11 protein-coding genes are annotated in these 14,942 nt (G+C 37.3%); 5 read left to right on the forward strand and 6 right to left on the reverse strand.

The features are described 5' to 3' along the window. Positions 1-7: 7 nt before the first annotated feature. The 3 genes from IO90_RS02340 to IO90_RS02350 form a co-directional block, all read right to left on the reverse strand. Positions 8-841, reverse strand: a complete 834-nt coding sequence (locus IO90_RS02340) for a class I SAM-dependent methyltransferase (protein WP_034963543.1) — start codon at positions 839-841, stop codon at positions 8-10. 1 nt (position 842) lies between these two features. Next, the gene (gene pgi, locus IO90_RS02345; RefSeq protein ID WP_034963545.1) at positions 843-2,486 is read right to left on the reverse strand and encodes a glucose-6-phosphate isomerase; all 1,644 of its coding nucleotides are present in this window, start codon (positions 2,484-2,486) and stop codon (positions 843-845) included. Positions 2,487-2,637: 151 nt separating this feature from the next. Then, the gene (locus IO90_RS02350; protein ID WP_131450805.1) at positions 2,638-3,228 is read right to left on the reverse strand and encodes a hypothetical protein; all 591 of its coding nucleotides are present in this window, start codon (positions 3,226-3,228) and stop codon (positions 2,638-2,640) included. 52 nt (positions 3,229-3,280) lie between these two features. Here IO90_RS02350 and IO90_RS02355 point away from each other — a divergent pair, with 52 nt between their 5' ends. The 5 genes from IO90_RS02355 to IO90_RS02375 all read left to right on the forward strand — a co-directional run bounded on the left by IO90_RS02355 (position 3,281) and on the right by IO90_RS02375 (position 11,395). Next, entirely contained in the window at positions 3,281-4,618 is a 1,338-nt protein-coding gene (locus IO90_RS02355) for a cytochrome ubiquinol oxidase subunit I (protein WP_034963549.1), read from the forward strand. 79 nt (positions 4,619-4,697) lie between these two features. Further along, complete coding sequence (locus IO90_RS02360; RefSeq protein ID WP_034963552.1) at positions 4,698-5,708, forward strand: cytochrome d ubiquinol oxidase subunit II; 1,011 nt, start codon at positions 4,698-4,700, stop codon at positions 5,706-5,708. A gap of 186 nt (positions 5,709-5,894) precedes the next feature. Next, positions 5,895-6,317: a DUF6646 family protein gene (locus IO90_RS02365; RefSeq protein ID WP_051878266.1), complete on the forward strand. Its 423-nt coding sequence runs from the start codon at positions 5,895-5,897 to the stop codon at positions 6,315-6,317. Positions 6,318-6,804: 487 nt separating this feature from the next. Next, positions 6,805-9,711, forward strand: a complete 2,907-nt coding sequence (locus IO90_RS02370; RefSeq protein WP_081871758.1) for a SusC/RagA family TonB-linked outer membrane protein — start codon at positions 6,805-6,807, stop codon at positions 9,709-9,711. A gap of 13 nt (positions 9,712-9,724) precedes the next feature. Further along, positions 9,725-11,395, forward strand: coding sequence for a RagB/SusD family nutrient uptake outer membrane protein (locus tag IO90_RS02375; protein WP_034963555.1), 1,671 nt, complete (start codon positions 9,725-9,727; stop codon positions 11,393-11,395). A 92-nt stretch (positions 11,396-11,487) separates the two neighbouring features. Here IO90_RS02375 and IO90_RS02380 read toward each other — a convergent pair whose 3' ends face one another. The 3 genes from IO90_RS02380 to IO90_RS02390 form a co-directional block, all read right to left on the reverse strand. Continuing rightward, positions 11,488-12,906: a serine hydrolase domain-containing protein gene (locus IO90_RS02380; RefSeq protein ID WP_034963557.1), complete on the reverse strand. Its 1,419-nt coding sequence runs from the start codon at positions 12,904-12,906 to the stop codon at positions 11,488-11,490. 151 nt (positions 12,907-13,057) lie between these two features. Beyond that, positions 13,058-13,879, reverse strand: coding sequence for a GLPGLI family protein (locus IO90_RS02385; RefSeq protein WP_034963560.1), 822 nt, complete (start codon positions 13,877-13,879; stop codon positions 13,058-13,060). Positions 13,880-13,882: 3 nt separating this feature from the next. Next, positions 13,883-14,782 (reverse strand): pirin family protein, encoded by a 900-nt coding sequence (locus tag IO90_RS02390; RefSeq protein ID WP_034963562.1) that lies wholly within the window; start codon positions 14,780-14,782, stop codon positions 13,883-13,885. Between the last annotated feature and the right edge of the window lie 160 nt (positions 14,783-14,942).

Below are 14,942 nucleotides of genomic sequence, written 5' to 3' on the forward strand. Positions count from 1 at the left end.
ATTTACTTTAAGCTTTCCTCATAATAGCGATATCTTGAAAATCGATTCCATTTTTATCTAAAGTGAAGTCACTCCAAAATCCCTTTACATAATCCACTACCTCCAATCCACTTTTTTGAATCATCTCCGAGAGGTAATCTTTTTCTATTGCAATATTTGCCTCTTCTACCTTATCATCTATCAATCTGTATCTATCTTTCAGAACGGGAAATTTGAATCCTGGAAACTGCGTAAGATCTGCATCTTTGTCATAGATAAAAAATGTGGCCAAACAAACACCGTCCTTTTCTAAAACTCTATGAATTTCTGATATATAATTCTTAATATCTTCAATTTTCATATGCGTAAAAACCGAGAAGAGATAAACTTTCTGAAACTTATCATTCTCATACGGAAATTTGAAATCCACCGCTTTTTCAGAATAACTGTTGTAAAGTTCATTGTTAAGCGGAACAAACTTGAAGTTGAAATTCGGAAATTTTGAATTGATGTTTTTGTTACACCAATCCACACCTTTTTTCACCACGTCAAATCCTTCATATTTGCCATTGGCATTCAAATATTTCGTAAGCGCAAAAGCAGTTCTTCCAATCCCCGAGCCAACATCCAAAACCTTATCATCTGGTTTTAAGCTGGCATATTTTTTTAACAATTCTACTTGATGTTTTCCCTGTTTTTCAAAATCTCCGGAGCCAATGAAAATCTCACCTCTGGAAGGCACACCTTTTCCCCTTTTGCCCGTTATTTTTTCATAAAAATCTATTGGGAAATAATAGATTCTACGTGCAATATATCTGTATTCCGGCGGGAGTTTGTAGAAGAAATTACGTTTGTTGCTCATATTACCTGGTTTTTTTGTAGAAATTGATCAAACCATTTGTAGAGCTATCATGTGTTTCCACATTTTCTTCTGCTTCCAATTCCGGAAGGATTTTTCCAGCCAAGACTTTTCCTAATTCGACACCAAATTGGTCAAAGCTGAAAACATTCCAAATCACACCTTGAACGAAAATCTTGTGCTCGTAAAAAGCAATCAATTGTCCTAATGTGAATGGCGTCAATTCTTTGAACAAGAATGAGTTCGTTGGTGTATTTCCTGCAAAAACTTTGTATGGCAAAAGGAATTCTGTTTCCTCTTCAGATTTTCCAGATGATTTTAATTCATTGAAAACCTCATCTTCTGTTTTCCCAAAAGCCAAAGCTTCTGTCTGCGCAAAATAGTTTGCTAGCAAAATATCTTGATGCTCGCCCACTTCATTGGGGGATTTTGCATAAGCAATGAAATCTGCAGGAATCAATTCTGTTCCTTGGTGGATCAATTGGTAAAATGCGTGCTGACCGTTGGTTCCAGGTTCCCCCCAGATGATCGGGCCAGTTTCGTATTCTACAAATTCGCCATTTCTGTCTACCGATTTTCCGTTGCTTTCCATATCACCTTGTTGCAGATATGCAGAAAAACGATCTAGATACTGAGAGTAAGGCAAAATTGCATAAGTTCCTGCGGCGAAGAAATTACGGTACCAAATTCCTAAAAGTCCCATCAAAACGGGAACATTACTTTCTAATTCTGCAGTTTGGAAATGAACGTCTGTATCGTGAGCGCCTCTCAACAATTGTTCGAAGTTTTCATAACCAACAGATAAAACGATACTCAATCCAATCGCACTCCAAAGTGAGTAGCGACCGCCAACCCAATCCCAGAATTCGAAGATGTTCTCTTCCGCAATTCCGAACGCTTTAACCGACTGAATATTAGTTGATAAAGCTACAAAATGTTTTGCAACATCCGCTTCAGTTGCGCCAGATTTTAGGAACCAATCTTTTGCAGATTTGGCATTCGTCATTGTTTCCTGAGTCGTAAATGTTTTGGAAGCGATGATGAAAAGTGTGGTTTCTGGATCAAGGTCTTTCACCACCTCAGCCATGTGATTGCCATCAACATTGGAAACGAAATGAACGTTCAATCTTGTTTTGAAATGCTTCAACGCAGAACAAACCATCACTGGTCCAAGATCTGAACCTCCGATTCCAACATTCACAACATCTGTGATCTCTTTTCCTGTAAAACCTTTGTGAGAACCAGAAATGATGTTTTCCGAAAAAGCTTTCATATGATCCAAAACCTTTTTGATTCCAGGTTTGATGTTTTCGCCGTCTACCAAAATCTCTTTATCAGAAAAATCTCTCAAAGCTGTGTGAAGCACTGCTCTACCTTCCGTTTCATTGATCTTGTCTCCTGCGAACATACTTTTGATCGCCGATTTTAATTCGGTTTCTTTCGCTAGATCAAGCAACAATTCAATAGTTCTGGAATCAGCTAAGTTTTTGGAATAATCGAAAAGATAATTTTCTGTCTCTAATGAAAATTCTTTGAAACGGTTTTCGTTGTACTGAAAGAGAGTTCTCAGTTCAAAATCGTTGTTTGCAAAGTGATCGTTTAGTGCTTTCCAGGCGGAAGTGTTGAGTGGATTTATTTTTGGTAACATTCTTTGATATTTTTAATTAAAAAATAAGCTTACAAGAAATCCTTATAAGACCTGCAAATTTAAGAAAAATTAGCCACTTGATTTTCATTAATTTTTGCATATAAAGACTGCGAATTTCTTAAGAAGTAATTAAGATTTTAATGTCGTAAACTTATTTAATATTGAGATTATCGATAAAACTTTTATAATTAGTCTTAGTTAAAACATATTTATTCCCGCCTCTAAATAATAAATCCAATTCTATTTTACAACGTTTCCATTCATCATCTCCAGATGGAGGTCTAGGAATAACTTCATTAGCTTTATTATCCTTATAAATTGGCTCTAACTCTTGAGTAATTTTAGAATATAAAGTGTCCATCTTTTGTTTTGAAATTTTAGTGGTATCAAAAAGTATTTTATTATTTACATTTTTTTTACAATAAACTAAAAGGCTATCTTTTTCCAAATTTTCAATACCTTTATATTCATAGCTCTCTACGACACCGTATCTTTCGTCATCAACTTGAATCAGAAATTTAAAATCGTAAAAAGACTTTAGCTTTTCATTTTGTTTGTCAACAACTTGTTTTTTGGAACAATCAATAAAAATGAAAATTATCAATAGATACGTAAACTTATTTATCATCGTGCTAAATGCTTTAATTTGACATGAAACTATAATCGTCTGGTTTTCATTATCTGTAAATTTAATAAAATCTAAACATTTCTTTTGCTCAAAATATGACAATTGTCTTGACAAATCACAATTGAAACTTTGAAATTAGAACTAACTTTACCATCAAATAAAGATTATGGATGATTTTATGGCTGCTCGTTCGCAGATGGCAGTTTCTCTGGGATTCCACATCATTTTTGCCTGCGTTGGGATGGTGATGCCTTTCCTGATGGCATTTTCTCACTACAAATACCTCACGACCAAAGACGAAGTTTACAAAGGACTCACCAAAGCCTGGAGCAAAGGCGTTGCGATTCTTTTTGCAACCGGCGCAGTTTCCGGGACAATGTTGTCTTTTGAGCTCGGTCTGCTTTGGCCAAAGTTTATGGAACACGCAGGTCCTATATTCGGAATGCCGTTCTCATTGGAAGGAACAGCGTTTTTCATTGAGGCGATTGCGATTGGTTTCTTTCTTTATGGCTGGGAAAAATTCAACAAATGGTTTCATTGGTTTTGTGGCGTTGTGGTCGGCGTGAGCGGATTAGCTTCCGGAATTCTCGTGGTTGCAGCGAATGCCTGGATGAACAGTCCAGCTGGTTTTGATTATATTAATGGCGAATATCTGAACATCGATCCAATCAAAGCGATGTTCAACGAGGCTTGGTTTCCGCAGGCTTTTCATATGACGGTGGCCGCATTCGCAGCGACTGGATTTGCGGTTGCAGGAATCCACGCCTTGATGATTTTAAAAAAGAAAAATATAGTTTTCCACACCAAAGCGTTCAGGATTGCGGCAGGATTTGCAATCATCGGAGCCGTGTTGGCACCGATAAGTGGTGATGTCGCGGCGAAATCTGTCTCTAAAAGACAACCCATCAAATTGGCAGCGATGGAAGCGCACTTTGAAACCGAAAAAGGTGCAAGCTTCGTCATCGGCGGTATTCCGGATGAGAAAACAGCAGAAGTAAAATACGCGATAAAAATCCCGAAAGTCTTGAGTTTTCTTGCAGATGGTGATTTTAATTCTGAAGTGAAAGGTCTGAAAGATTTTCCAAGAGACGAATGGCCTCCGGTTGCGGTGGTACATTATGCTTTTCAGATTATGATATTTTTTGGAATGGTGATGATGGGCATTGGAATTTTGTATCTCACTGCCAGTTTTTGGAAGAAACATTGGCTCACGAAACCTTGGTTTTTGAAGATGTTCGTAGTGGCAATTCCATTCGGATATATTGCTTTGGAAGCAGGTTGGACAGTGACCGAAGTTGGAAGACAACCGTGGATCATCTATGGGATTATGCGAACAATTGATGCTGTGACACCGATGCCGGGAATCCAATATTCGTTTTACTTTTTTACGTTGATTTTCATTTCGTTGTCGATGATTATTGTTTTTCTTTTATTAAGACAAATCAAAATGGTTCCGAAGTTATATGACCCGACCGATCCGAATTACAAGCCAAAAGAGCATTAGACAAAAGATAATGGACGAATAGATGAGAGACTGTGAGATTACGGTTGAAAAATTAAATTAATGATTTAAAAAATTCAAAATGATATACGTTGTAATTGCATTTCTTTGGGTGGCGATCTGCTTGTACCTCATCACTGGAGGTGCGGATTTCGGAGCGGGAATCATCGAATTGTTTTCGAGAAAATCTTACCGCGACAAGACCAGAACCATAATGCTGAAATCGATTGCACCGATTTGGGAAGCGAACCATATGTGGCTGATCATCGCGGTTGTGATCCTTTTTGTCGGTTTTCCCACAATCTACACTTGTGTTTCCACTTATCTTCATATCCCATTGGTTTTGATGCTGGTAGGAATCATTGCGCGGGGAACGGCTTTCACCTTCCGAAACTACGATGCAGTGGACGATAGTTGGCAAAAACTTTATACTCAGATTTTTTATTACTCCAGTTTGTTGACGCCTTTGTTTTTGGGCATCATTGCGGCGGCCACGATCTCTGGCTCAATTGATACGGAAGCAAAGGATTTCTTGAGCTTGTATGTTTATAGTTGGCTTAATGTTTTTGGGATTTGCGTGGGACTTTTCACCGTGGCGTTGTGTGCTTATCTGGCATCACTTTTCATTCTGCACGAGGCGAAAGACAACGATGCGTTGCCCATTATGATTCGCAAAACCAGACAAACGGCGCTTTATGTTGTCGTTACTGGGATTTTAGTTTTTGTAAGTGCTTATTATTCTGATATTCCTTTGTTGAAATGGATTTTCTCAAAAGCATTGGGAATCATTGCTATTACATTGGCAACCATTAGTTTACTCTTCACCAATGAGGCAATCAAAAAAAGTAAATTTCTGATTGTTAGGATTTTGGGAGGTTTCCAAATTGTGATGATTTTGGTAGCAGCCACTTATCAGCATAATCCCGACGTCATCCTTTTTGCCAATGGTTCGTCTTTGTCTTTGTTTGATGAAAGTGCGGCGTCAAAAACGATTGAAGCCTTGGCCTGGGCTTTGCTGTTGGGAAGTATTTTTATTTTGCCATTTTTATTTTACCTTCTGTTTTCATTTGGTGGCAAAAGAAATAAAGTCTGAAAAAATCCGTTTCTGTAACTATATTTTTAACTTGACTAAAACGAATTATCATAGTACATCAATGCTAAAATTTGGTGCAAGGTGACCATAGAATTTTCAATCAATACTTTAAAATTCTCGAAGCTGTTAAAACTCAGCAAGGTTTTTGTAACGATGATAATCATTAAAAAAAATAGAGATTTGCTTATGAAAAAGATTTTTGCAATTGCAGCAATTAATTTGAGTGTATTTGGCTTTTCACAGGCTTGGACAGGCGCTGGCGACCAGAAAGCACAAGGTGGAATCAATGTCTGGGGATTTGGAACCGGCCCTACCGCAACTTATGACTATGGACTGACCAGTTTGATTTCTGTAGGTGGAGGCGCAAATGTTTACTTTAATGAAGATGATGACAATCCATTTGTGTTTGCCAGAGTAGGTTTCCACTTGCAGGAGACGTTGGCCTTGCCGGCAGAATTAGACATCTATCCAGGCGCTAACGTTGGTGTTGCCGGCAGAAACTTTGGTTTGGCCGTTTATATTGGCGCCAGATATTTTTTCACAGAAAATTGGGGAGCCTTTGTAGAAGCGGGTAACAACGGGAGTTTCGGAGTTTCTTATTCATTCTAAATCAAAAAATTTAATCATATTAAAGCATCTGATAATTCGGATGCTTTTTTTTGTGTTTGATTCTTGCATTCTTGGGGTTTAAAATATTTTTTGAAGGCTTTTGTTTCAAAAAAATATTAGTATTTAAAATGGCCGTTTTATGTATTTTTTGATAAGCAAACCTTTGAGTTTTTATGAACCTTTTAAATAACAATGATTTTTATCATTTTTTCAACATTTTATGCAATTTTCATTTCTCACTTGTTTTTTGAGTGATTTTTTTATCACAATTTTTTATGATAATCCACGATTTTTGAATTAAAACACATAAAATCTGTTAATGCTTCAAAATTTTTCAAGTTGAAAATCAACACTTTATAAAATTAATATTGTTTGTGTTAACATATATGTAACAGTATATTGAAAAAGTGTTAATATAGAAAAAACATTTTTTAGTGCTGTGCAATCGATTGCATCGAATTCAAATTTTAATGAAAAACTCAGAATTATGCCACAAGAAAAATTCACGAAAACAAGTTTACATTTTCGGAAAAAAATTGCAGTTTTCTTTTTATTCTCATCAACAGTTGCTTTTGCCCAAGAAACTATTCCAAGCGACACCGTAAGCAGTCCCGCAAAAGAGATTGAGCAGGTTGTTATCGTTGGTTACGGTAGTGTTAAGAAAACAGACGTTACAGGATCTGTAAACACGATTGATTCTAAAACGATTGAGGAAAGAAACACAACAAGCCCATTGGAAGCCATCCAAGGTAGTACACCTGGAGTAAACATTAATTCTAATACAGGTAGATCAGGAGACGGATTCAGCATGGTGATTCGTGGTAACAATTCTTTGATTGGCAGTAGTCCTTTGTATGTTGTAGATGGTGTTCCAATGGATAATATTGATTTCCTAAACCCGAGAGATATTGCGAGAATGGATGTTTTAAAAGACGCTTCATCTGCTGCAATATATGGATCAAGAGGAGGAAGTGGCGTTGTAATCGTGACAACAAAAAGTGGTTCATCAGCTAGAAGAGGACTTTCTGTACAGTTTGATACATCTTATGGTGTTAAAAACGCAACACGACTGCCAAAGATGATGACTGGAGCTGAATGGTGGAAGTTTCATCAAGTTGCCTATATGAGCGCTTCTCCGGCGACTCAAACGGCAGAAGCATTGGCCAACTTGTACAGTCTTAGAAGCCCCGTAATGGTTCAAAGGGCAAATGCTGGATATAGTTTTGACTGGTACGATGCAGTCCTGAGACCGGGCGCAATGCAAAACCATTATCTAAATCTCTCTGGAAGGTCTGACAATGGGCTAGCATATAATTTGGCGTTCGGAGTTCAAAAAGACGAAGGTTTGATTGATAATGATTCTCAGGAAAAGTACAATTTGAAACTAGGGATCACTCATAAAATCAATGATAAATTTTCAACGGGAGCAAACATTACTGTTGCAAAAATCACTACGGAACTAGGGAGTGATCTCGCTATGCAAGAAGCTTTCAGGCTTAGTCCATTGATGTCGCCTTGGGCGATAGATGCCAATGGGAACGAACTTGTAGGGACAAGATTTTTTCTTCCGGGCAAATTAACTTACCCTAATGGAACTTGGGCAATAGATAAAACAAGTACTCCAAACCCACTTAGTGAAATCGCTAATTCTAGTCAAACTGAGAGAGTCTGGCAAGGTATAGCCAATGTTTTTTTTCAATATCAGGCAAAAAAATGGTTATCCTTTAAAACAACATTCGCCACAGGTTTTACTAATACTCAGCTTGGCGCTGCTTATGGAGCAGAAACCAATGCTGGAGTAGCTTTATCAGGTCTTAGATCTTCTTCCATCAGAAGAATGGACAACTTTAACTACACTTGGGACAATCAAATTGACATGAAGCATACCTTCGGAGATGATCACGATTTCAGTTTACTATTGCTACAAAGTCAGTACTATACAGAGAATGTATCATCATACTCGTATTCAAATGGTCAGCCATTTGACACCGGCATCTATAATTTAGGATCTGGCGTTCAGACCAGCTTTCAAATAAACTCAGGTTATGATAAGAAAACCTTAAACTCATTTGCAGGAAGATTGAATTATGCCTACAAAGGCAAGTATTTGTTAACTGCTTCTACAAGATATGATGGTTCTTCTGTGCTTTCCGAAGGTAACAAATGGACCAACTTCCCATCCGTTGCATTAGGTTGGAGAATTAGCAAAGAATCTTTCTTGGAAAATAATAACATTGTTTCTGATTTGAAACTAAGAGCCAGTTTGGGATATACAGGAAACGACAATGTAGATCCTTATACCACACAAGCCTATCTTAATCAGCAAACTTTTTATGCAAACGGCGCAAATCTAGTGTCCGGATGGCAAACTGAAGCATTGGCGAACAGTAATCTAACCTGGGAGAAGACGCGTGAACTAAATTTCGGTTTAGACTTTGGGTTTTTGAGAAATAGAATCACCGGTACGGTAGATGTGTATGACAGACTTTCTAAAGATCTGATTTATCAGCAACAATTGCCAGCGGAAACGGGCTGGAGATACACCTTCTCTAACGTGGGATCTGTAAGTAACAAAGGGGTTGAAGTTTTATTAACAACTAAAAACATCCAAAGCCAGAAGATATCTTGGGAAACCACATTTACATTCACTAAAAATGTGAACGAGCTGGTTTCTATCTATGGTCAAAATCAGGTAAGCGATATTGGAAATAACTTAATTCTTGGAAGCAGTTTGAATCCAAATTATAATTATGTTTACGATGGTGTTTGGCAGGAAAGCGAAGCCGCAATAGCCGCAACATTTGGTCAAAATCCAGGAATGGCAAAAATAAAAGATCTAAATGGTGATGGTAAATTTGATGCAAGCGACAGAACTGTCATTGGTAGCTCTGTACCAAAGTGGCAAGGTAGTTTTTACAATAAATTGACATTTGGAAACTTTGACTTTAACTTCTCAGTAATTACTAATCAAGGACAAACAGTTTATAGTACATTTCATGCCAACTTTGCAAACGTCACCGATAGAGGAAGACAAAAAATTGCAATGGACTACTTCATCCCAACCAACGGCGCAGGGATAGAGGCTAACCCAAATAATCAAAATCCTAGACCAGGACCGCAAGCAACAGGAGCTGGTGCATTCTGGGCTTCTGGAATGGGATACTACAGAGATGCTTCTTTTGTAAAAGTTAAAAACATATCTTTGGGATACACATTCAGCAATAGTTTATTGAGCGATTTGAAAATCAATTCTTTAAGGATTTATGTAAACGTTCTGGATCCATTTGTGTTCACAAAATTTGATGGTTACGATCCAGAATGGGCAGCATCACCCTTCGGTGTCAACAGACCGGCTTCTATTACGACTCAATTTGGTTTAAGTGCTAAATTCTAAAATATTAAATCTCATGAAAAAATCAATATTCATATTAGGTATCATTGCCACTTTATTCACTTCTTGCAATGATTTTATAGAGGAAGATAACCTATCTTTCGTTTCCGCAGATGACACTTACAAAACAGCGGCAGGTTTCCAATTGCTCGTCAACACAAACTACGCATGGCAAAAAGGAATCTACGGCGGCGATCCTTGGTTGTTTGTTTCAGGAACAGATATGTATGCAGAAGGAAGAGCTCCAGAACCGGCAGGACTCAGCCAATATACCCAGCTGATACCAGCGGCAGAAGGCGTAGAACAACTATACACCACTTGCTATCAACTGATACAGTCGGTCAACAAAACGATCTATTATTCTACGGTTACACAGCAGACTGCAAATCTTCCAGTTTTGGTTGGAGAAGCTAGATTTTTGAGAGCGAATGCTTATTTCTTGTTGGTTCAGACTTACGGAGGCGTTCCTCTTGTGACAGAAAACTTCACTTCGCCTGTGCTTCAATTTGACAGAAACACTGCAGAGCAAGTTTATGATTTCATCATCGCAGAGTTGGAAGCATCTCTTGCAACTGTTGGAACATCTGCCTATAGCAGCACAGGAAAAGTAAACAAAAGAGCGGTAAATGACCTTTTGGCGAAAGTATATCTAACTAGAGGGTATGAAACTTTTGGAAAACCAACAGACTTTGCAACAGCGGCAACCTATGCAGATGCCGCAATTGCAGGACAAGCACTATCTGTTCCATACGACCAAATATTTATGCCCTCAAATAAAGATCTAACAGCCGAAACCATTTTTTCTGTTCAATATGATCTGGCATCAACCTCTACGTCTCCTACTACACTTGGGAATAAACAATTCTATTTTTTTAGTTCCTACTTAGGAGGCGCTGCAGAAACAGGTGCGCCACTTAGAAGCTACAATCTTTGTCCTACAGATTATGCCCTGGGTCTTTTTGAAAAAGGCGACTTAAGATGGAATGCAACTTTTATGACCGAGATATTAGAATTAAAACAAGGTGATAAAACAATCCTGTATTACCCTTACTATCGAAACGCCGGAGATGCGAATTTGAAGGTTCGTCATTTCTATGCGCCGAAATGGTTCACTGCGGCAGACAAAGCAGCTTGGATGACAGCTAATGCCTCCAGATTATCTTCGTTATTTGTCTATCATGACTGGGGAACATACTCTGCCGCTTATACTTTAATAGTAAACATTGATGCCCAAACAATTCCTGTGAAAAAATTTGATGATCCATCAACAACTACTCCGGCAACTACAGGTCCTGTAAGCACAAGAGACATCATCACTGCAAGATTGGGAGAAACTTATTTGGTTGCAGCAGAAGCTTATCTTAAAGCTGGAAATCCTTCTGTAGGTTTACAAAGACTGAATGCCGTGAGAACAAGAGCCGGCGTAACGCCTGCAACAGTTGGTGAATTCAACATCGACTATATCTTGGACGAGAGAGGTAGAGAGATGCTGGGCGAATACACAAGATGGTTTGACCTGAAAAGAACTGGAAAATTGGTTGAGCGCGCAGTTCTTCACAATTACAAAATTCCAAGTGCTGCAAACTTCAATGGAAATGGTGGAAATTTAAAGATCCTTAGACCTATCCCACAAATTGTGATAGACCTTAATCAAAACAAAAACTTCCCGCAGAATCCTGCTTATTAATTTGATTTCATAATCATACCCTATTTTATATTAACAACAAAAGCATTCCAAATTTGGAATGCTTTTGTTTGTTTTATATAATTGGGGAAATTTTATTTACGGATTTCTTTCTCGATTTTTTCTATCATTTTTTCTGCATTTCCATTGGTTCCACCAAGACTGATCGCTTTTGTATAACTGCCTAATGCCAAATCGTACTGCTTATTGGTAAAATAGGCTTCTCCCAAACTATCGAATAGATTAGCATCTTTAGGAAATTCTTCTGTGGCCAATGTGAATATGATTATGGACTCATCATTTTTTCCCAGTCTTAACAGTTCATATCCTAATTTATTAAGTTCACCTGAGTTTTCAAAACTGTAGTCATTTTTAGATTTTTCTTTGAGTGAGTAATAATGCTCAACAGCTCTATTCACATCTTTGAGAGATTCCTTTCTTATCGCTTGATAAACAGATTTTTTAGGAATATTATAATCTTTCCCTAACATCAAATCGTGTACAATATGTCCCAAATCCCAAACTCTATTGAGGTTGTTGGAAACTAGAATTATCGTCATATTATTTTTAAAATCGTTTAAAAAGATGGATTCAAATTTATACGAAACGCCATTGTGCCTTTGCAATTCTTCCTTTTCAAAATATCTACCAAGTGAACCGCCTTCGTCTTTGGCGTAGGGATTATTCAACAGCGTTTGAAAGGATTCTTTGGATATTAAACGGTTATGATTCATCGCATCAATCCATTTGTATAAATCATTGATGTCAACCCAAAGCCATCCACTAATGAAATTCATTTCCGGGCATCTGACATTGTCAAAATCATAGCAAGAGGTTCGATTTTTATAACCAGATTTGGGGTCAAAAACCGAATTTGTCATTTTCAAAGGTTTGACAATATTTTTAATGACAAATTCTTGGAATGACATTCCGCTTACCTTTTCGATGATTCTTCTTTGCAAAAATACGTTGCCATTGTCATACTTGTAATTGGTTCCTGGTTCAAACAATAAGCTATCACTGCTTCTCAAAATTTTCCAAGCATCTTCATCGGTTACTGTAGTCAAGCCTGATTCTATTTTAGGAATACCACTGGCATAATTAATGAGATGACGTATGGTGACTTTCTCAGCCCACTTTGGTAACCCTAAATTAAATTTGGAAATGGGGTCATCAAGCTTCAGAAGGTTTCGTTCAACCAAAATCATTATGGAAACTGCATTAAATTCCTTTGCGATAGAGCCAATGTTAAATATTGATTTCTCAGTTAGAGCTGTCTGTCTTGTTTCATTAGTAAAACCAAATGATTTTTGATAGATGATTTTATTATTTTTAGCAACAAGGACATTTCCGTTGAATAAACCTCTTTCATAAGATTTTGCAATTACAGAATCAATTTGATTGATATAAAACGATTCATTTTCCGATATGCCTCTATTTTTTAAGTCATTCACAGTTTGTGCAAAAGCTTTGATAGATAGAATAAGGATAATGATTAAATGTAGTTTTTTCATTTTACGACTAATTTTTTAGTTATCAATATGACAACTCAGAAAAAGCTTTTATTACATACAGACCTGCAATTTTTTCATTTAATCAATATTAAAATGATGCAACCAAGAAAAAGGAAAAGCATTCCAAAATTTGGAATGCTTTTGTTTGTATCTAATTGATCTCAATCGGATTGTTATAAGATGAAATCTGCTTTTTAAGTCGGGTTTCTTCTTCCTTTAGTTTCTTCATTAGTATCGCATCTTTTTCATCAAACATTTGCATCATCTGTCCCATCGGATTGTTACTATATTCCTGCTGGCGTTTCAAGAAAGCTTTCTTTGTGATTTTTTTAGATATCATTCCCTGTTCTTCAAGATAATTGAGCTTGTTGGAATTGATGTTCTGTTTTAGTTTTTTATTGCCTTCCAAATTCCAAATGAAATTTTTTCCAGAATCTTCCATTTTAACGATCAGACCGGGCAAACCTGAAAATTTATAAGGACCATCTTGAATCGGAATTTCCGAAGTGAACCAAGCCGTCCAACTTCTTCCTCCATAATCTGTTGTTGCTTTTTGCACGTTATAAGATCCTATTTTTTCTTTATCTGATGAGATTTCCCATTTCAAATCTGGATTTTCATTATAGTTGTAATTTTCGGAAACCCCGACAATATCTTTATAATTGAGATTTCCTGATTTCAATTTAATGATTCTAAAACCAAGATGCGGAGGATTCGCAAACTTTGACATATCAAAACTAGAACCTAATTCTTTTTGTTTTTTGATGCTGGCTGTTAACAAAGAGTCATACTGTAGTTGCTTATAAGGCAAAAAAACCGACTCATCTTTTGCAACATCCAAGACCATCATTTCCTTCTCTGTCTTTACAGAATCTTTGTTTGGCTTATAGGTCAATTCATAGTAAAACCGGTGAACTTGCGAGTTCACAGAAGTTAAAGTTACTAAAAAGGTTATGGTTAAAAGTTTCTTCATCGTCTATTTTAATTTAAGATTCTTATGCTGTGGCGGAAGCGGAACGTAGCCGTCATCATTGATGACTTTCGGGAACTCGTGGTTTTCCCATCTCGTTTTGGCTACCTCGATTTTTTCTTTTTCTGAGGAAACGAAATTCCAATAGATGTTCCGAGGTTCCGGAAATGGCTCGCCTCCGAAGATGTAAACCGTAGATTCTGGCTTCAAAATGAAATGACAAAGTTTTGCATCTTTCGCGATTAGGATGTGTTTCGGATTGTAAAGATTGCCTTCACTTTCTATGTTGCCTTCTAATATATAAAGAGAAGATTCACCAAAAAGGTAATCCCCAAGAATGATTTCCTGATCTTCCACAGATGTATTTTTCACTTCCAGAAAGTAAAGTGGCGAATAGGTGGGAACCGGTGATTTGCGACCGAGGATTTCGCCTGCAATCAATTTGTAATCTACGCCATTGTCTTTCCAGCTCGGGATGTCTTCTTTATTGATATGAAAAAACTCCGGCTCCATATCTTCCAATTCTTTTGGCAAAGCGACCCAAATCTGCAATCCGTGGAGATTCTTGTCGGTGGTTCTAAGATATTCCGGCGTTCTCTCGGAGTGTGCAACGCCTTTTCCTGCGGTCATCCAGTTCACAGCGCCTTCTTTGATTTCAATTTCTGTCCCGATGGAATCTCTATGCATAATGCTTCCTTCGAACAAAAAAGTCAACGTGGAAAGTCCGATGTGCGGATGCGGTGGAACATCCAGATTTTCATAATCTTTGAGTGCCGCGGGCCCCATATGGTCGATGAAAACAAAAGGTCCAACACTTCTTTTCTGGGAAAACGGCAACAATCTGCCAACCAAAAAATTCCCAATATCTGCGGCGCGCTCCTCAATTATCATTTGAATATTTGACATAATTTCTATTTTGATTTAAGATTTAAAATTAATGATTTTATAGTTACTATTTGTTTTTAGAAAGGTTATTCGGTTTTTTGTGTTTTTGGGACAAATTGTTGTTTGTCTACTGAATCTGCAGCCCGACTTGAACGGAAATCCTTTTTTGCGTCATCTCAAG

This window comes from Chryseobacterium sp. FH1 (assembly GCF_000735135.1).
Classification (GTDB): Bacteria; Bacteroidota; Bacteroidia; order Flavobacteriales; family Weeksellaceae; genus Epilithonimonas.